This is a genomic window from Pseudomonas sp. RGM2987, assembly GCF_022952855.1.
Lineage (GTDB): Bacteria > Pseudomonadota > Gammaproteobacteria > Pseudomonadales > Pseudomonadaceae > Aquipseudomonas.
The window spans coordinates 39902-58869 of the sequence record NZ_JALJDX010000195.1 but is presented as its reverse complement, the minus strand read 5'-3'; the positions used below and the strand labels follow the sequence as shown (position 1 = coordinate 58869).

At 64.0% G+C, this 18968-nt stretch carries 14 protein-coding genes; 6 read left to right on the top strand and 8 right to left on the bottom strand.

The window, feature by feature from the left end; all coding sequences use genetic code 11:
• Positions 1–27: 27 nt before the first annotated feature.
• Both RGM2987_RS14305 and RGM2987_RS14300 read right to left on the bottom strand, forming a co-directional pair.
• The gene (locus RGM2987_RS14305) at positions 28–957 is read right to left on the bottom strand and encodes an NAD-dependent epimerase/dehydratase family protein (RefSeq protein WP_245142184.1); all 930 of its coding nucleotides are present in this window, start codon (positions 955–957) and stop codon (positions 28–30) included.
• Positions 950–1834 carry a sugar nucleotide-binding protein gene (locus RGM2987_RS14300; protein WP_245142181.1) on the bottom strand — a complete coding sequence of 295 codons (885 nt, stop codon included), beginning with the start codon at positions 1832–1834 and terminating at the stop codon, positions 950–952. The genes RGM2987_RS14305 and RGM2987_RS14300 overlap by 8 nt, the downstream gene beginning before the upstream one ends.
• A 289-nt stretch (positions 1835–2123) precedes the next feature.
• Between RGM2987_RS14300 and RGM2987_RS14295 the strand changes: the two genes are divergently transcribed.
• Positions 2124–6437, top strand: coding sequence for a DEAD/DEAH box helicase (locus tag RGM2987_RS14295; protein ID WP_245142179.1), 4314 nt, complete (start codon positions 2124–2126; stop codon positions 6435–6437).
• Positions 6438–6571: 134 nt separating this feature from the next.
• On the opposite strand, the gene RGM2987_RS14290 is transcribed toward RGM2987_RS14295, so the two are convergent.
• The gene (locus tag RGM2987_RS14290) at positions 6572–8638 is read right to left on the bottom strand and encodes a mechanosensitive ion channel family protein (RefSeq protein ID WP_245142191.1); all 2067 of its coding nucleotides are present in this window, start codon (positions 8636–8638) and stop codon (positions 6572–6574) included.
• A 305-nt stretch (positions 8639–8943) separates the two neighbouring features.
• Between RGM2987_RS14290 and RGM2987_RS14285 the strand changes: the two genes are divergently transcribed.
• From RGM2987_RS14285 to RGM2987_RS14270, 4 genes are read left to right on the top strand one after another with little or no spacing between them, the layout of a single operon-like run.
• Positions 8944–9870: a DUF72 domain-containing protein gene (locus RGM2987_RS14285; protein WP_245142176.1), complete on the top strand. Its 927-nt coding sequence runs from the start codon at positions 8944–8946 to the stop codon at positions 9868–9870.
• A 44-nt stretch (positions 9871–9914) separates the two neighbouring features.
• Entirely contained in the window at positions 9915–10682 is a 768-nt protein-coding gene (locus RGM2987_RS14280) for an endonuclease/exonuclease/phosphatase family protein (protein WP_245142188.1), read from the top strand.
• Positions 10676–11977: a cardiolipin synthase ClsB gene (clsB, locus tag RGM2987_RS14275; RefSeq protein WP_245142186.1), complete on the top strand. Its 1302-nt coding sequence runs from the start codon at positions 10676–10678 to the stop codon at positions 11975–11977. Before RGM2987_RS14280 ends, clsB begins: the two co-directional genes overlap by 7 nt.
• Positions 11964–12965 (top strand): lysylphosphatidylglycerol synthase domain-containing protein, encoded by a 1002-nt coding sequence (locus tag RGM2987_RS14270; protein ID WP_245142173.1) that lies wholly within the window; start codon positions 11964–11966, stop codon positions 12963–12965. The genes clsB and RGM2987_RS14270 overlap by 14 nt, the downstream gene beginning before the upstream one ends.
• Positions 12966–13115: 150 nt before the next feature.
• Here the strand turns inward: RGM2987_RS14270 and RGM2987_RS14265 are convergent, their stop codons facing one another.
• From RGM2987_RS14265 to RGM2987_RS14255, 3 genes are all read right to left on the bottom strand, one after another.
• The gene (locus tag RGM2987_RS14265) at positions 13116–13874 is read right to left on the bottom strand and encodes an alpha/beta fold hydrolase (RefSeq protein WP_245142171.1); all 759 of its coding nucleotides are present in this window, start codon (positions 13872–13874) and stop codon (positions 13116–13118) included.
• The gene (locus RGM2987_RS14260) at positions 13864–14973 is read right to left on the bottom strand and encodes a DUF3182 family protein (protein ID WP_245142168.1); all 1110 of its coding nucleotides are present in this window, start codon (positions 14971–14973) and stop codon (positions 13864–13866) included. Before RGM2987_RS14260 ends, RGM2987_RS14265 begins: the two co-directional genes overlap by 11 nt.
• A 269-nt stretch (positions 14974–15242) precedes the next feature.
• Positions 15243–16241 carry a GlxA family transcriptional regulator gene (locus RGM2987_RS14255; protein WP_245142165.1) on the bottom strand — a complete coding sequence of 333 codons (999 nt, stop codon included), beginning with the start codon at positions 16239–16241 and terminating at the stop codon, positions 15243–15245.
• Positions 16242–16340: 99 nt separating this feature from the next.
• On the opposite strand from RGM2987_RS14255, the gene RGM2987_RS14250 reads away from it, so the two are divergent.
• Positions 16341–16895, top strand: a complete 555-nt coding sequence (locus tag RGM2987_RS14250) for a cysteine hydrolase family protein (protein WP_245142163.1) — start codon at positions 16341–16343, stop codon at positions 16893–16895.
• A gap of 75 nt (positions 16896–16970) precedes the next feature.
• Here RGM2987_RS14250 and RGM2987_RS14245 read toward each other — a convergent pair whose 3' ends face one another.
• Both RGM2987_RS14245 and RGM2987_RS14240 read right to left on the bottom strand, forming a co-directional pair.
• Positions 16971–17486 carry a single-stranded DNA-binding protein gene (locus RGM2987_RS14245; RefSeq protein WP_024778338.1) on the bottom strand — a complete coding sequence of 172 codons (516 nt, stop codon included), beginning with the start codon at positions 17484–17486 and terminating at the stop codon, positions 16971–16973.
• 9 nt (positions 17487–17495) lie between these two features.
• The gene (locus RGM2987_RS14240; RefSeq protein ID WP_245142160.1) at positions 17496–18893 is read right to left on the bottom strand and encodes an MFS transporter; all 1398 of its coding nucleotides are present in this window, start codon (positions 18891–18893) and stop codon (positions 17496–17498) included.
• Positions 18894–18968 lie beyond the last annotated feature (75 nt).

Genomic DNA, 18968 nt, shown 5'->3' with positions numbered 1-18968 from the left:
CCCACAGTGGGTTCCATTGGCCGTCGTTCAGCGACCTAGCAGCCGCGCGAGCCCCACGCTCATCGGCGTCTGTGATGGAAAGCTGAAACGTTGCAACAACCGCTGATTGTCCGCCCGGGAATGGCGGATGTCGCCGGAGCGCGCCGGGCCGTAGCTGATCGGCGGCAGGTCGCCGACCACTTGCGCGAGCGCCTGGAGCATCTGCTTGAGGGTCGTCGCCTGGTTCCAGCCGACGTTCACCGCACCGACTTCCACCTCAGGCTTCTCGATGGCCTGCACCAGCAGGTCCACCAAGTCTTCGACATAGACAAAATCCCGGGTCTGCTCGCCATCGCCAAACACGGTGATCGGCAAACCTTTCTGTGCCCGCTCGCTGAAGATGCTGATGACCCCGGAATACGGCGAGGACGGATCCTGGCGTGGGCCGTAGATGTTGAAGAAGCGGAACACCACCGGCTCCAGCGCGTGCTGGCGGCGATAGAAATCGAAGTAGAACTCGCTGGCCAGTTTGTCCGAGGCATACGGCGTGAGCGGGGCTTTGGGGGTGTCTTCGTCGATAGACTGGCCTTCGCCGTTGTTGCCGTAGACCGCTGCGCTGGAGGCGAACAACACCCGTTTCACACCGGCCTGGCGCATGGCTTCGCAGACATTCAGGGTGCCGATGAAGTTGCTCTGGTGGGTGCGCACCGGGTCGTCCACCGAAGCTTGCACCGAAGCCACCGCCGCCAGGTGCGCCACGGCGCTGCAACCGGTCATGGCCCGGGCCACCAGCGCGGCGTCGGCAACGTCGCCTTCGATCAGTTCGACCGCCGGATTGTCCAGCGGCAGGTTGCTGCGCTTGCCGGTGGACAGGTCATCGAGGATGCGCACCGAATGTCCCTTGGCGAGCAAGGCGTCGGTCAGGTGCGAACCGATGAAACCGGCACCGCCGGTGATTAAAACAGGGCCGTCAGCCATGGCGATAAAACCTATCCAGTAAGCCTGGGAGCGCGGCGCGCCAGGCGCGGGGCTTGATCCCGAAAGTGTGCAGAATTTTCTTGCAGGCCAGCACCGCGTGCTGCGGTTCTTCGGCGGCATCCGGCCGGGCGGCGTGAGCCTGGGCGGTGGGCGATTCGATTGCCAGCGGATGCAGGGCACGCGCCTCGGTAAGGATCGCCTGGCCCAGCGCCAGCGGCGTGGTCGCTTCGTGCCCGGCGTAATGGTAGGTGCCCCACAGCGGCGCCGCGCAATCGAGTTGCTTGAGCACCGAGATGATCACCCGCGCCGCATCGTCCACCGGCGTCGGATTGCCCCGGCGGTCGTCGGCCAGCAACAGTTCCTCGGGCTGTTCGGCGCGGGCCAGGAAGCGCCCGAGAATGCCGTCGGCGCTGTCGTCCAGCAGCCAGCCGAAACGCAGCAGCACATGCTGCGGGCAGGTCGCGCGCACGCTTTGCTCGATCCGCCACAAGGCCTGGCCACGCAGGCCCAGGGGCACCGGTTCGTCCTTTTCGCTGTAGGCGGTAGCACGGGAGCCATCGAACACCCGGTAGCTGGACGGCTGCACCAGGACGATGTTGTGGTGCTGGCACAGTTCGGCCAGGCGCTCGACAGCGCGCTCCTGGCTGGCCAGGCGTTGTTCGCTGACGGCCTCGGCCTGGAACCAGTCGAAGTAGTACGCCAGGTTGATCAAGGCGTCCGGCCGGGTGTCATCGAGCAGTTGCGTCAGGCTCGCGGCATCCCAACCGTCTTCGGGCGGGCGGGGGGCAAGAAAACCGATGTCTTCTTCTGCACCGAGGCGAATCAGCGCCTGCCCAAGGGCATTTCCGCCGCCCAGTAACATAAGGCGCATTCGCATAAAATCAGCAGGCCCAGTCTGTTGGCACAAGAATTTGGTCGACAAACGCCCGCAGGCGTTGCCGGAATCGTTGCATTTTGCGGGTTTAGTGCGCAACCGTCATCCGTAAAGTGCAGATCCCGCATGTGTGCTGCTCTTTAGGGCCCTTTCGCGAGCAAGCCCGCTCCCACATTTCTGACGAAACTCGGCTAACTGTGGGAGCGGGCTTGCTCGCGAAGAGGCCCTTATGGGCAACGAAGATCCCAGCCGGTACTTGCATCTTCCCCACCCCACCCGCATAACTGCTCCTATGAATCTGCCCCTTGCCGCCGACCACGCCATGGCAGGCTTCCATCCTGCCGTGCGCGCCTGGTTCAGCCAGACCTTCCCGGCGGTCACGGCCGCCCAGGCCCAGGCGTGGCCGTTGATCGGCCAGCGCCGCTCAACCCTGGTGGCCGCGCCCACAGGTTCGGGCAAGACCCTGACCGCCTTTCTCGCGGTGCTCGATGACCTGGTGCATCGCGGCCTCGAACAGGGCGGCCTGCCGAACCAGACCCTGGTGGTCTACGTCTCGCCGCTCAAAGCCTTGAGCAACGACATCCAGATCAACCTGCAAAACCCGCTGGCCGGGATCACCGAACAGCTACGACAAATGGACCTGCCGCCGCTGCACATCACAACCGCGGTGCGCACCGGCGACACTCCGCAGAAAGACCGCACGGCAATGCGCAAGACCGCGCCGCACATTCTGGTGACCACGCCCGAATCGCTCTACGTGCTGCTCGGCTCGGATTCCGGCCGACAGATGCTCGCCAGCACCCGCACGGTGATCGTCGACGAAATCCACGCCATCGCCGCCAGCAAGCGCGGCAGCCACTTGGCCTTGAGCCTGGAACGCCTGCAAGCGCTGTGTGCCGAACCCTTGGTGCGGATCGGCCTGTCCGCCACGCAGAAACCCATCGAAGCGGTATCGCGCTTTCTGGTCGGCGAAGGGCGAACCTGCGACATCGTCGACATCGGCCACGCCCGCCCCCGGGACCTGGACATCGAGGTGCCACCGGTGCCGCTCTCGGCGGTGATGGCCAACGACGTCTGGGAGCTGGTTTACAACCGTCTCGCCGAGCTGGCCCGGAAACACCGCACTACCCTGGTATTCGTCAATACCCGACGCCTGGCCGAACGCTTGAGCCGGCATTTGAGCGAGCGCCTGGGCAAGGACGCCGTGGCGGCCCACCATGGCAGCCTGGCGAAAGAGTTTCGCCTCGACGCCGAGCAACGGCTCAAGCGCGGCGAACTGCAGGTGCTGATCGCCACCGCATCGCTGGAACTGGGCATCGATATCGGCGATGTCGACCTTGTGTGCCAGATCGCCTCGCCCCGCTCGATCTCGGCATTCCTGCAACGGGTCGGACGCTCCGGGCACCAGGTGGGCGGCACGCCCAAGGGCCGGTTGTTCGCCATCACCCGCGACGATCTGATCGAATGCGCCGCCCTGCTCGACTGCGTGCGCCGCGGTGAGCTGGACATCCTGCACATCCCCAAGGCACCGCTGGACGTGCTGGCGCAGCAGATCGTCGCCGAAGTCAGTTGCCAGGAATGGCACGAGCAAGCGCTGCTGGCGATGTTCCGCCGCGCCGCGCCCTACGCAGAATTGGATGAAGGCCATTACCAGGCCTTGCTGCAAATGCTCGCCGAAGGCCTCAACGGGCGCCAGGGCGTGCGCAGCGCCTACCTGCACCGCGATGCCGTCACCCGCACGTTGCGCGGACGCCGCGGCAGCAAGCTGACCGCCGTGACCAGCGGCGGGACCATTCCGGATAACGCTGACTACAGCGTGCTGCTCGAACCCCAGGGCTTGAACATCGGCAGCGTCAACGAAGACTTTGCGGTGGAGAGCATTGCCGGCGACGTGTTCCAACTCGGCAATACCTCCTACCGGATCATTCGCGTCGAGACCGGCCGCGTACGGGTCGAGGATGCCCAGGGCCAGCCGCCGACCATTCCGTTCTGGCTCGGCGAGGCCCCGGGGCGCAGCGCTGAACTGTCGGTGGCGGTGGCGCGCCTGCAAGCGCAACTGGACGCACTGCTTGGCGCCACGCCGGGCGATCTGCAACCGGCGCTGGACTGGTTGACCGGCACTTTGCAGCTCAATCTGCCGAGCGCCGAGCAACTGCTCGACCACCTGGCCCCGGCGCGCCGGGCCTTCGGCGCCCTGCCGTCCCAGGACACGTTGCTGATGGAGCGCTTCTTCGACGAGTCCGGCGGCACGCAACTGATCATCCACACGCCGTTCGGCAGCCGTATCAACCGCGCCTGGGGCCTGGCCCTGCGCAAGCGCTTTTGCCGCACCTTCAGTTTCGAACTGCAAGCGGCCGCCAGCGAAGACGCCATCGTGTTGTCGCTGTCCACCAGCCACAGCTTCGAGCTCGAAGAAGTCTGGCGCTATCTCAACAGCCAGAGCGCCGAACAGATCCTGGTCCAGGCGGTGCTGGATGCGCCGCTGTTCGGCGTGCGCTGGCGCTGGAACGCCGGCGTGGCCCTGGCGCTGCCGCGCTATACCGGCGGACGCAAGGTTGCGCCGCAGATCCAGCGGATGAAAAGCGAAGACCTGATCGCCAGCGTGTTCCCGGACCAGATCGCCTGCCTGGAAAACCTCGCCGGTAAACGGGAGATTCCCGACCATCCGCTGGTGGAGCAGACCCTCGACGATTGCCTGCACGAAGCCATGGACAGCGAAGGCTGGCTGGCACTGCTGCGGCGCATGGAAGCGGGCGAGATTCGGCTGATCAGTCGCGACCTGCCCGCGCCCTCGCCCCTGGCGGCGGAGATCCTCAGCGCCCGGCCCTACACCTTCCTCGACGACGCACCGCTGGAGGAACGGCGCACCCAGGCGGTGATCAACCGGCGCTGGAGCGACCCACAGTCCACCGACGACCTCGGCGCGCTGGACGCCGAGGCCATCCAGTCGGTGCGCGAAGAAGCCTGGCCGACGCCGACCAACCTCGACGAGATGCACGAAGGGCTGATGAGCCTGGCCTGCATCGCCGACAGCGAAGCCAGCGCCAACGCGTCCTGGCTGGACTGGTTGCGCACGCTGGCCGAGCGTGGTCGCGCCAGCCATGTGCAGATCAGCGCCGAGCGCGGCCTATGGGTGGCACTGGAACGCCTGACCTGCCTGCAAGCCATTTATCCACAGGCCCGATGGCAGCCGCCGCTGACGCCCCTGGCCGACTTCGATGAAGCCTGGAACAGCGACGAAGCCGTGGTGGAAGTGCTCCGCGCCCGGCTCAGTGCGTTCGGGCCGCTGCCGTTGAAGGCCATCGCCTACCCGCTGGGGTTGTCGACGCCGCAAGCCACCCAGGCCCTGGCGCAACTGGAGCAGCAAGGCTACGTGTTGCGTGGTCGCTTCACGCCGGGCATCGGCCAGGAGGAATGGTGCGAGCGGCATTTGCTGGCGCGTATCCATCGCTACACGGTCAAGCGCTTGCGGCGGGAAATCGAGCCGGTAATGTTGCAGGATTTCATGCGGTTCCTGTTCGACTGGCAGCACCTTTCGACGTCCACTCAAGGCCGGGGCAGCGCCGTGCTGCCGTCAATCGTCAGTCAGTTCGAAGGCTATCCTGCCGCCGCTTCGGCCTGGGACAGCGACTTGCTGCCGGCGCGGATCAAGGATTACTCGCCCACTTGGCTCGATGAGTTGTGCCGCAGCGGCCGGCTAGTCTGGACGCGCTTGAGCGCCCGGCAAAAGCTTTCGGCCAGCGCCCTGCGCAGCACGCCGGTGGTGTTGCTGCCGCGCAGCCAGGTCGGCCTGTGGAGCAGCCTGGCCGAACAGACGCCTTTGGAAGAACTGTCGCTCAAGACGCAAAAAGTCCACCAGGCCCTTAGCGAACACGGCGCGTTGTTTTTTGACGAACTGCTGCACGAAGCCCACCTGCTGCGCGCCGAACTGGAAATTGCCTTGCAGGAACTGGTGGGCGCCGGGTTGGTGAATGCCGACAGCTTCGCCGGCCTGCGGGCGCTGATCACCCCCGCGAGCAAGCGTCAGGCCCGCAGCAGTCGGCGCGGGCGCGGGGCGTTTGTCGGCGGCATGGACGATGCCGGGCGCTGGGCCTTGTTGCGCCGCAGTGCGCCCGCCGCTGTTGAAGGCAACCGCCCGGCGCCGACCCCGCCCGAAACCCTGGAACACATCGCCATGACCTTGCTGCGCCGTTACGGCGTGGTGTTCTGGCGTCTGCTGGAACGAGAGGCCGATTGGCTGCCGAGCTGGCGCGAATTGCTGCGCACGTTCCATCGGCTGGAGGCTCGGGGGGAGATTCGCGGTGGGCGTTTCGTCAGCGGCCTGGCGGGCGAGCAGTTCGCCTTGCCCGAGGCCATCCCACTGCTGCGCGAAGTGCGCCGACGGCCCATCGACACCAGCCTGATCGTAGTGTGTGGCGTCGACCCGCTGAACCTGGCCGGCACCCTGCTGCCGGGGGCGAAAGTGCCGGCGTTGGCGAGTAACAGGTTGGTGTATCGCGATGGGTTGCCGGCCGGGGCGTTGATTGCCGGCAAGCCGGTTTTCTGGATGGAGCTGGATGCGCAGGGAATGGCTGAGGTGCGTAGCAGGTTGATCCAGAAGAATTGAGGGCGGCAGGCTGGCCTCTTCGCGAGCAAGCCCGCTCCCACAGTTTGATCGCATTCCATCTTAAGAAACTCGGTCACCTGTGGGAGCGGGCTTGCTCGCGAAAGGGCCATAAGCCTCGCCAACCGACTTAGCGATTATTGCGGTTGACCAGACACCCCATCCCCCACCTTCGACTCCCCGACCAACCGCTGCGGCATCATCACCTGCTGTGGATAAGTCTGCGCAAAATGCACCGCCGGGCTTTCATCCACCAGCTTCTTCAAACGCTGGTTGAACGCCCGGCTCACCGCATATTGCCCGCCGGACACGGTTCGGAACTGCGCCGTGAGCACCACACCGTTGAGGTCCATCCGGTCCACGCCAAACACATCCAACGGCCCTTGCAGGTTGAACTTGAGGAACGGGTCTTCGGAGATCGAGCGCCCGGCTTCGCGAATCAGTTCGATGGCCTGGTCCACATCGGTGTCGTAGGTGAACTGCACCGAGAAGAACGCGAAGGCGAATTGCCGCGATTGGTTGGTCACTGCCTTGATCTGGCCGAACGGCACCGAATGCACGAAGCCCTTGCCGTCGCGCAGGCGCAGGGTGCGGATGGTCAGGCCCTCGACGGTGCCGGCGTGACCGGAATCGAGCACCACCCAGTCGCCGATGGACAGCGTGTCTTCGATGATGATGAACAACCCGGTGATCACGTCCTGCACCAGTTGCTGCGAACCGAAGCCGATCGCCAGACCCACCACCCCGGCGCCGGCCAGCAGCGGCGCGACATTGATGCCCAGGTTGGCCATGGTGGTGATCGCGCAGATCACCACCAGGATGATTTTCGCGGCGTTGCGCAACAACGGCAGGATGGTCTTGATCCGCGTGCTCGGCTGCCGGGCCCCGCGTTTGTTGAGCGGCGGCTTCAAGGCCTCCTGGATGGCCGTGTCGAGCACCACCCACATCAGCCACGTCACCAGGAAGATCAGGCCGATGCGACTCAATGAATCACTGATCGCCCGGCCCACGGCATTGCGCGAGGCGAATTCGAACAGAGAAATCCCCCAGATCCGCCCGAGGATTTCAATGAACGCCACCGCCATGACGATCCGCAGCAAGGCATGCACCAGGCTCAGCAACCGGCTCTTGTAGGCGCTGTTGCGCTGGATCGCCTCAAAACGGGGGGACTTGAACACATGCTGGAACACGGTACTGAGAAACACCGTGGCGATCAGCAGGATGGTGGTGAACAACGCACAGCGCAGGGCCTTCTGGTTGTCCTCGCCGACGCCGATCAGGCTGACCGCCGAGACCAGCACCATCAACAGGATCGGCCAGTTCCACAACCCGGAGAAAATCCGCAGCGATTCCTGCAAGGCCGGCTGTTTCAGGCGTTGCGCCAGCGGCCGGTTGCGGATCAGGTGCGCCACCGGACGGCGCATGCGGATCACCAGCCAGCCAAAGATCACCGAAGCGAGCAAGCCGGTGAACACCGCGACGCTGCTGGTGATATTGCCACCCAGCTGCCGGGCGATCTGCGGGCTGGTCAGCGCATCGCTGAGGGCCGCGAGGAAGCCGATCAGGAACAACGGTCGCGGACTGAAGCGGCGGATAATTGCCACCGCCCGGCGCTTGTGCCCGGCGTTGAACATCACGATCACGCAGAGCAGCACCGAGGTGGAGAAAATACCGCTGCTGGTGGCGTAGGCGAAGCACAGCGCCAGGGCGCGCCCGACCGAAACCTGCAAGAAGTGGCTGACGTACAGCGTCAGCGGCAGGCAGACCAATGCCGGGACCGTGTAGGGCAACAAGTAACCAAGCAGGTCGCGGATGCGCTGGCGGCTACGCAGCCAACGCCCCGGGCCGAGGCGCCGCATCAGCAGGCGGGCGCCCGTCCAAAGCAGCGCAAACGTCCCCAGCCAGACGCCGGACAGCAACAGGAAATCCCCGGCCACCCGCCAGGAAGAACGCGACGTCTGGTCCACCAACCGGTCCACTTCATCCGCCGCCCGATCCGCCCGCAGGCGCCAGGCATCCACCAGGCTCTGGTTCAGGTCGAGTTTGTCCTGGACGTCGTCGATGCTCGAGCTGATGGCGCCGAGCAATCCGCCCTGCACCAGCGGCTCGGGTTCGGCGGGGGTTTCGCTGGGGGCGGGCGTGCCGGGAACGGCGGCCGTTGCGAAGGCGACGTTGCCGGTCAGTGTCAGCAGGACCAGCAGCAATGCAGCAGTCAATCGAGACAAAACGCGAGGCTCCTATGCAGGGGGCGGTAAGGAACTGATCCCGATCGGGCGGCCAAGTTCGCTGGAGAGATCAACACAGGATCCTGTGGCGAGGGAGCTTGCTCCCGCTGGGGCGCGTAGCGGCCCTGATTTTTGGGGCTGCTGCGCAGCCCAGCGGGAGCAAGCTCCCTCGCCACGAGGACCTCACCAACCCTTGCCGCCGAGCATTCCAGCGAAACTTTCCACCCCGCCCGACAGTCATCACAAGACACAGGCAGTACGAGGTCATTGGCACGGGAGGACACATGACGGCGATCCACATTGGCATTTCCGGTTGGCGCTACACGCCTTGGCGGGGGGATTTCTACCCCAAGGGGCTGACCCAGAAGCGGGAACTGCAATTCGCCTCGCGAGCAGTCAACAGCATCGAAATCAATGGATCGTTCTACGCCCTTCAACGCCCCGAACGGTATGCCCAGTGGTACGCCGAGACGCCGCCCGGCTTCATTTTCAGCGTCAAGGCCCCGCGCTTCATCACCCACATCAAGCGCCTGCGTGACGTGCACAAGCCAATGGCGAATTTCTTCGCCTCCGGCATTTTGGAGCTCAAGGAAAAACTCGGCCCGATCCTCTGGCAGTTTCCACCGAGCTTCAAATTCGACCCCGAGCTGTTCGAAGACTTCCTCAAGCAACTGCCCCACGACACCGAAGGCGCCGCAGCCCTGGCCCGCGAGCACGAACCGCGCCTGGACGGCCACGCCAGCACCCACGCCGATAAAAAACGCCCGTTGCGCCATGCTGTCGAGATCCGCCATGAGAGCTTCGTCGATCCGCTGTTCGTGACCCTGCTCAGGCGCTACGACGTGGCCCTGGTGATCGCCGACACCGCCGGCAAATGGCCCTATCGCGAAGACGTCACCAGCGATTTTGTCTACATACGGCTGCACGGCGCCGAAGAGCTGTACGCCAGCGGCTACACCGACCAGGCACTGAAACGCTGGGGTAATCGGATCGAGGCCTGGAGCCACGGCACGCAACCGGACGACGCGCAACTGATCGACCCGAAAAAGAAGCCCCGGGCGCGCAAGAACCGCGAGGTGTTCTGCTACTTCGACAACGACATCAAGGTCCGCGCGCCCTATGACGCGCGTCACTTGCTGCACCGCTTCGAACTCGACAAAGACCTCGCCACCGCACCCGGGGTAAGCCCGGCCGAGGGGGTGTTGCCATGAGCACCCGCCAGTCCACCGAGACCACCCGCGAGCCGCTCCAGCCAATGAGCCAGGACCTTGCCCCGGTCAATCGCTTCACAGTGCTGACGGTCAACACCCACAAAGGCTTCACCGCCCTGAACCGCCGTTTCATTCTCCCGGAACTGCGCGAAGCGGTGCGCAGCGTGGCCGCCGACGTGGTGTTCCTGCAGGAAGTCCACGGCACTCACGAACATCACCCCCAACGCTACAGCAACTGGCCGAGCATGCCGCAATACGAATTCCTCGCCGACAGCCTCTGGCCGCAGTTTGCCTATGGACGCAACGCGGTGTACCCGGAAGGCGACCATGGCAACGCCCTGCTGTCGAAATTCCAGATCATTCGCCACGACAACCTCGACGTCTCCATCAGCGGCCACGAAAGCCGCGGCATGCTCCACAGCGTGCTGAGACTGCCGGGCGGCGCCGAAGGCCAGCAAGTCCATGCGATCTGCGTGCACCTGGGGCTGCGCGAAGGCCATCGGGTCGAGCAACTCAAACTGCTCTGCCGACGCTTGAGCGAACTACCGCCCGATGCCCCGGTGATCGTCGCCGGCGACTTCAACGATTGGCGCGGCAAGGCCAGCGACTTGCTCGAACCCTGCGGCCTGCGCGAGGTGTTCGCCGAACACTGGGGCAAGCCGGCCCGCAGTTTTCCGGCGCGCCTGCCGGTGCTGCGCCTGGACCGCATCTACGTGCGCAACCTCAAGGCTTTGCAACCCAAGGTGTTGAGCGTACGCCCCTGGTCGCACCTTTCTGACCATGCACCGCTGTCGGTGGAGATCGAATTATGAGCGCGACGATGAACAAGGCGACGGTGGAACAGGTCGAGGCAACGCCCACCGAGCGCGACCCGGCGCTGGTCGATATCGAATACGGCTGGCACGGCAATAACCGCGTCACGCTGCTGGAGAACGGCGAGGAATACTTCCCCCGGGTCTTCGAGGCCATCCGTAGGGCGCAGACTGAGATCCTGCTGGAGACCTTCATCCTGTTCGAGGACAAGGTCGGCTACGAACTGCGTGACTTGCTGATAGACGCCGCCCAGCGCGGCGTGCGCATCACGGTCAGCCTCGACGGCTTTGGCTGCGGTGAGCTGAGCACCGGATTCCTGACCTCGTTGAGCGACGCCGGGGTGCGCTTGCAGATGTTCGACCCGGCGCCCCGGCATCTGGGGATCCGCACCAACTGGTTCCGCCGTCTGCATCGCAAGGTCGTGGTGGTGGACGGGGTGATTGCGTTTATCGGCGGGATCAACTTTTCCGCCGACCATCTCGGCGACTTCGGCCCCGAGGCCAAGCAGGATTATTCGGTGGAGATCAAAGGCCCGGCGGTGGTGGACATCCATCACTTCGCGCTGTTACAGAGCGGTCGGCCATCGCGGGCCAAATACTGGTGGCAGCGACGCCGCAGTCGACGCAGCGAGTTAGCCTTCAGCGATCACGACGGCCAGGTGCGCCTGGTCTACCGCGACAACCATGATCACCAGACCGACATCGAAGAGGTCTACCTGCAAGTGCTGCGCAGCGCCCAGCGCCGGGTGATGATCGCCAACGCCTATTTCTTCCCGGGTTATCGACTACTGCGGGAGATGCGTAATGCGGCGCGACGTGGCGTGGAAGTCAGCCTGATCCTGCAGGGCCAGCCGGACATGATGATCGCCAAGCTCGCGGCGCGGATGCTCTACAGCTACCTGCTCAAGGCCGGTGTAGTGATCTACGAATACTGCGAACGGCCGCTGCACGGCAAGGTCGCCCTGGTGGACGAGGACTGGAGCACCGTGGGATCGAGCAACCTCGACCCCCTGAGCCTGTCGTTGAACCTGGAAGCCAACGTGCTGATCCGCGACCGTGCGTTCAACCGCCAGTTGCACGAGCGCCTCGATTACCTGTGCCGCAACCATTGCACCGTCATGCGCGAAGCCCAGGCCCCACGCGGCCTGATCTGGCGCATGACCATCGGTTTCATGGTGTTCCACTTCTTGCGCCACTTCCCGGCCTGGGCCGGATGGCTGCCGGCCCATAAACCGCGTCTGAAACCTTTTTCGCCGCCGACGGCGGTCCGGAGCGAACCCCATGAACCACTCTGAAGCGCAGACCGCGCCAAGGGACAGCCGAGCGCCGGACCAGGCCAAGCCCACCTCCCGCTGGAGCCGCTGGAAAAGACCGCTGACCCTGGCCTTCTTCCTGCTGCTGATCGTACTGTTCACGACCCTGGCCCGACGCATCGACTGGTCGGAAGTGTTCGATACCCTGGCCGATTTCAAAGTGCGCACGCTGATCATCGCCGCTGGGTTGACCATCATCAGCTTCATCACCTACGCCTGCTTCGACTTGATTGGCCGCACCTACATCCGCCAGAAACTCGGTTGGCGACAGATCCTGCCGGTGGGGGTGATCAGTTACGCCTTCAACCTCAACCTCAGCGCCTGGGTCGGCGGCATCGCCATGCGCTATCGGCTGTATTCACGACTGGGGGTCAGCACCGGGAACATCGCCAAGATCCTCGGGCTGAGCCTGGCGACGAATTGGTTCGGCTACATGACCCTGGCCGGCGTGGTGTTCAGCAGCGGCCTGGTGACCATGCCACCCGGCTGGAAACTGAGCAGCGGTGCGTTGCAGGGTGTGGGCGTGCTGTTGCTGCTGGCGAGCGCCGGGTATCTGCTGGCCTGCCGCTTCTCCAAACGCCGGGCCTGGACCATTCGAGGCATGGAAATCAACCTGCCATCGCTGCGCATGGCGATCTTGCAACTGGCACTGGGGGCGCTCAACTGGTCGTTGATGGCGGCCGTCATATTCACTTTGCTGCCGAGCAAACTGGATTACCCGGTGGTGCTCGGGGTATTGCTGATCAGCAGTATTGCCGGGGTCATCACCCATATTCCGGCGGGGCTTGGGGTGTTGGAGGCGGTGTTCATTGCCTTGCTGCAGCATGAAGTGTCGCGGGGCAGCCTGCTGGCGGGGTTGATTGCTTATCGGGCGATCTATTTCATCCTGCCGTTGTTGATCACGGTGGTGATGTATTTGGTGATCGAGGCGAAGGCCAAGGCGTTGCGGGTCAAGCCTGGGGTCAAGTGAAACCTTGAGTTAGAGGTTGTATGGGCTGGCCCCTTCGCGAGCAAGCCCGCTCCCACATGGGTTTTGTGATGAATGCTGATTTGTGGGCCAGTGAAGACTCAGTGTGGGAGCGGGCTTGCTCGCGAAGAGGCCATCACAAACACCACACTACTACCGCTCCTGAATAATGCTCAACCGTTCCCCCACCACCATTTCCGTGATCCAGCCCACCAGGATCGAGGTGTAGGCCTGTTGTGACACGGGGTCGCTCAAGGAATGGTCGGCGCCATCGATGATCCGGTGGGTCAGCGAATGAGTCTGCTGGCAGGCCGCCCGGTAGCTCATGATGGTGGCGTGGGGCACGTGATCGTCCGTCTCGGACTCCACCAGCAGCACATCCCCGGTAAATTGCGAACAGGCCTGCAAGGCGCGGTTGGTGTCGGCGTGCACCAGGGTGCTGCGGTAATCCAGCAGGTCAGCCTTGTCCAGATCGCGCTTGGGCGTGTGCCACTGTTCGTCGCGGTACAGCGCCGGCACTCGCAAGGCCAGCCAGCGCACCGGTCGCAGCGCGGTCAGGATCGAGGCCAGGTAGCCGCCGTAGCTGGTGCCCACCACGGCAATCGCCGAAGTATCGAGGGCCGGATGGGCCAGCAATCGATCATAGGCCGCCAGCAGGTCACGCAGATTGTCTTCCCGTGTGACCCGCGACAGGGGAATCCCCGCCCCGCCGGTGTGGCCGCGCAAGTCGAAAGTCAGGCACACGCAACCCAGCCCTGCAATGCCCTTGGCCCGCTCCAGGTCGCGCTCCTGGCTGCCGCCCCAACCATGGACGAACAGCACGCCGGGGACCTTCGACTTGGGGCTCAGGAAAGTCCCGTCCATCCGCTCATCGTCAATCTCGATCTGAATGGTTTCGCTTCTAGCCGTCATAGGATTGAACCGTTACGTATTTGAGAAGGAAGTCGCCATTGTGTGCCGGGCCTCGATACACCTCTCGGGCCCCGGACGGCAACGGTTGGTCGACGTAGGTCTCCACCGAGGACACCCGCACCGCGCAGGTTTGCGGGTCCTCGACAAACACCTGCAACGCCGCCAGCTCCGCGCTGCTGGCGCCGCCCATGCGCCAGGACTGTTCCAGCACGCCGCCACGGGGCTGGCCGCCGACATCCAGGCCCTGGGCGATGTCGTAATTGCGCCGAGACGCGAAAAAGTTCGGGTAGGCCTGGTTGGAGGCGTCATCAAACACCTGCGCCAGTCGCACCGCCTCACGCACATCGTCGGGCAGCTCCAGCTTGAGCAATTCGATATAGCCACCCTGGGCCACCAGCAAGTCCGAGCCGCCGTACACCTCCAGCCCTTCACTGTCGCGGGTCAGGTGCTGCACGCCGCAGTAGCTCAGGACCCGGCCGTCGATGAAACTCTGGCCGACGCTCTGGGTCTTGACCTCGCTGAGGTTCTGCTCCAACACCACGCCATCACTGAACGTCGCCTGGGCGTCGGGCGCGGCGGCCAGCTCGTCAAATTGCGCCAGGCTGGTGATGACCCGCTGATCGCGCCCGGCAGAGGCATGGATCGGCTTGAAGCGCATCGCTCCGCTGTACAGCAAGTGCTCGGCGGCCAAGCGCGCATCCTTGAGCGAAAAGACTGTCACGCCATCCAGTACCGCGCCTCGGGTCAGCTTGGAAAACAACGGCGACCAACCTATTGGCGCCACCGCATGCTTATTCAACAGACCGTGGGTAATCGCCTTGGTGCAAATGAAATCATGCTCGACGAAACCGCCCCACAGGTCCTCCGGGCCCTGCACGCCCAGGCGCTGCGCAGTCTCGGTGCCAATCAGGGTTTGCGTGGGTAGCCAATACAGGTCTGGACCGACGGCTTGCTGTCCGTCATGACTGCCGCCGAAGTCCCATCCGAGGATCTGCGCCAGCCAGCGGGCCAGCGCCCGATTGGTCTCGACTTCATGGAGCGGTGCGTGAGGATTGACCGAATGGGCCATTACCGTTTTCTTGCGATTGACCGACGTCATGCGTTGTCCTTTTACCTGCGCTCGATGGCTGTGGGCAAAGGGGGTGCAGAGATCAGGCCAACGCCGCGGCGTTGGACGCAGGATCAACGGAGCGGAGGGCTGGAGGTGAATCAGATGGCACCTGGCCTGTTTCATTCTGCACGACAGGCCCGCACGATCCGGCAAATTGCACGATATGTCCGAAGCAACACTCCCCCGTGGCGAGGGAGCTTGCTCCCGCTGGGGTGCGAAGCGCCCCCTAAGATTCAAGGGTCTGCACCCCAACAGGCTTATTGTGGCCTTGTGAGCGCTGACGGACTCACCCCAAACCGCGCCCGATAATCGCTCGGCGCCATTCCGGTGATTTTCTTGAACGTGGCGCGAAAGGCACTCGGATCCTGATAACCGACGGTCCAGGCAATGTGGTCGATGGTGCCGTTGGTGAATTCGAGCATCGCCCGGGCCTTGCCGACGCGCAGGTGCTGGCAGTACTCGGTGGGCTTGAGCCCGGTGGCGGCGCGAAACCGGCGCAGGAAGGTGCGCTCTTCCAGCCCGGCCCGCTCGGCCATCGCCCCCAGAGACACGTCCACTGCGCCGCTGCCTTGCAACCAGTGCTGGACCTTGAGGATCGCCCCATCGCCATGCCCGAGGATCGGCGCGAAATTGCTGCCGCACTGGCTCGCGCTGTCGCTGTGCTCGACCACCAGGAACTGCGCGGTGCGCGTGGCAATGCTCGGGCCGAGCAGGCGATCCACCAGGCGCAGGCCCAGCTCCGACCAGGCCATCAGCCCGGCGGTAGTGATCAGGTCGCCGTCGTCGACGATGGGCTTGTCGGCGTTGAGCTTGATCGCCGGATAACGCGCGGCGAAGCTTTTGGCGGAAGTCCAATGGGTGGTGGCGCTACGCCCGTCGAGCAGACCGCTTTCGGCCAGCAGGATCGAACCGACGCAAACCCCGCCCAACACCGTGCCACCGGCATGCAACGTGCGCAACCAATCCATCAGCGCCGGGGTAGCCAGGCCATCGTCGAACCCGGCAATCGATGGCGGAATCAGCAACGCGACCAGATGACCGGCCGGCCCGGTTTCGCTGTCGAATTCGCGCGCCGGAGTCTCGCCCTGCCCCGCCCGCCAATGGCTGACCCGCAAGCGCGGCAGCTGCGCGCTGGCCTGTTCGCCGGCAATCCGCTGGGCCACGGCAAACAGATCGGTGAGCCCATGCACCGCCGCCAATTGCGCGCCGGGATAAACCAGGATCCCCAGCTCGGCGGCTGCCCTGTGCTGCGTCATTGTCAGTTTTCCCTCGTTTATTGTCGTTGCGGCCAATCCTCGAACCGATAGCGAGCGCCAATACTGGCCGCACATCCAATCCGATCAAGGAAAGCCTCCATGTCCAAGCAAGCGCTCATCGTAGTCGATATCCAGAACGACTACTTCCCCCAAGGAAAATGGCCACTGGCCGATGTCGAAGCCGCCGCCGACAATGCTTCAAAGGTCATCGAAGCCTTTCGCCACGCCGGCAACCAGGTGGTGCATATCCGCCACGAGTTCACTTCCGACGACGCCCCGTTCTTCACACCCGGCTCCGACGGCGCGAAGCTGCACGCCAAGGTGCTTAACCGGGCGGATGAACCGGTGGTGCTCAAGCACTTCGTCAATTCGTTCCGCGAGACCGAGTTGCAATCCATTCTTGAGCAACACGGTATCGAGCAACTGGTCATCGTCGGCAGCATGAGCCACATGTGCGTCGATGGCGTCACCCGTGCGGCGGCAGACCTGGGCTATGGCGTCACAGTGATCCATGATGCCTGCGCCACCCGGGACCTGGAATTCAACGGCGTCGTTGTCCCCGCCGCCCAGGTGCATGCGGCGTTTATGGCGGCGCTGGGGTTTGCTTATGCGAGCGTGGTGAGCACAGAGCAGTTCCTTAACCCCAAGGCATGATCAACAAGCGTAAAAAAACCGCGCATTGGTAACGAAGCGCGGTTTTTTTCTTGGGCTTGAAGCTTTCAGCTGCGTTTAGAACGGAATATCGTCATCAAAGCTGTCGAAATCCGGAGCCGGTTGCGGTGCGGCCTGTTGTGGGGCCGGACGCTCGCGCTGTGGCTGTGGCGCCGACTGCGGACGCGGGGCCTGCTGGCGCGGAGCCGACTGCTGGTAGTTGTTGCCACCTTGCTGCTGGTCACCCTGTGGACGACCGCCCAGCAGTTGCATGGTGCCTTGCATGTCGACCACGATTTCGGTGGTGTAGCGCTTGATGCCGTCTTTTTCCCACTCGCGGGTCTGCAGCTTGCCTTCGATGTACACCTGCGAACCTTTGCGCAGGTATTCGCCGGCGATCTCCGCCACTTTGCCGAACATCGACACGCGGTGCCATTCGGTCTTCTCGACCTTCTGGCCGGTCTGCTTGTCGGTCCACTGTTCGCTGGTCGCCAGACTCAGGTTGGTCACGGCGTTGCCGTTCGGCAGGTAGCGAACTTCGGGATCCTGGCCGCAAGTACCGACCAATATGACTTTGTTAACCCCACGGGCCATAACGTTCTCCTAGGCTTCGCACGCGGTCGGGGCCGGGTTGTTCACCAGGCGCTCGAGCGTCGCGCGATCCAATAATTCGGTGTCCAGTTTGATATAAACGGCCGCTTCGTCGGCGACCACCACTGCATCGGTTACTCCAACGACGGCCTTGAGGCGCTCGGTCAGGCCTGCTTCGCGGATGGCTTCGGGCGACAACGGCAAGCGCAGGCTCGTCACATACGGAGGTTCGCGCATGGTAACAGCAAAGACCAGCCAAAGTGCAGCCAGCGCGGCACATCCCAGGAACACAACCGACAAACCGCCATGCTGGAACAACCAGCCGCCGAGGATCCCGCCCAACGCCGAACCAAGGAACTGGCTGGTGGAGTACACCCCCATTGCCGTGCCCTTGCCGCCAGCCGGTGAAACCTTGCTGATCAACGAGGGCAGCGAAGCCTCAAGCAGATTGAACGCGGTAAAGAACACCACCGTGCCGATCACCAGCGCCCGCAAGCTGTCGCCGAACTCCCAGAAGAATAGCTCAGTGAGCATCAGCGTCATGACGGCGCCGAGCAAAACTCGTTTCATTTTGCGTCGTTTCTCGCCATAGATGATGAACGGGATCATGGCGAAGAACGAAATCAGCAGTGCCGTCAGGTACACCCACCAGTGCTGCTCCTTGGGCAGTCCTGCCTTCTCGACCAGCGCCAGCGGCAGGGCGACGAAGCTGGACATGAGCATGGCGTGGAGCACGAAAATCCCCAGGTCCAGGCGCAGCAGGTCCGGGTGCTTGAGGGTCGGGATCAGCGCCTGGCGGGCTACGCCGGATTCACGGTGCTGCAACGGCCCGGTGGAGCGCGGCACCATGAAGGCGACGATCAGGATCCCCACCAATGCCATGGCACCGGTCGCCAGGAACAAGCCCGACAGGCCAAAGGCACGGGTCAGCAACGGTCCTACGACCATAGCGACCGCGAACGACAGGCCGATCGTCATGCCGATCATCGCCATGGCCTTGGTCCGATGCTGTTCGCGGGTCAGGTCTGACAGCAGCGCCATCACCGCTGCGGAAATAGCCCCAGCGCCTTGCAGGATACGTCCGGCGATCACGCCCCAGATCGAGTCAGCGTTGGCGGCCAGCACACTGCCGAGGGCGAAGACGACCAGCCCCAGGTAGATCACCGGACGCCGGCCGATGCGGTCGGAAATGATCCCGAACGGAATCTGGAAAATCGCCTGGGTCAGGCCATAGGCGCCAATCGCCAGACCGATGAGGGCCGGGGTCGCGCCCGCCAGGTCCATGCCATAGGTGGCCAGTACTGGCAACACCATGAACATGCCCAGCATGCGGAAGGCGAACACCAGGGCCAGACCGCTTGCCGCGCGGGTCTCGCCGCTGCTCATGCGTTCGCTGTGGGGATCGTGCATGGAAAAACCTCATGTGAACCGGCGGCGATTCTACCAGTCCCATCGATTGAGGGGGTATATGGCGACCGTTTGCCG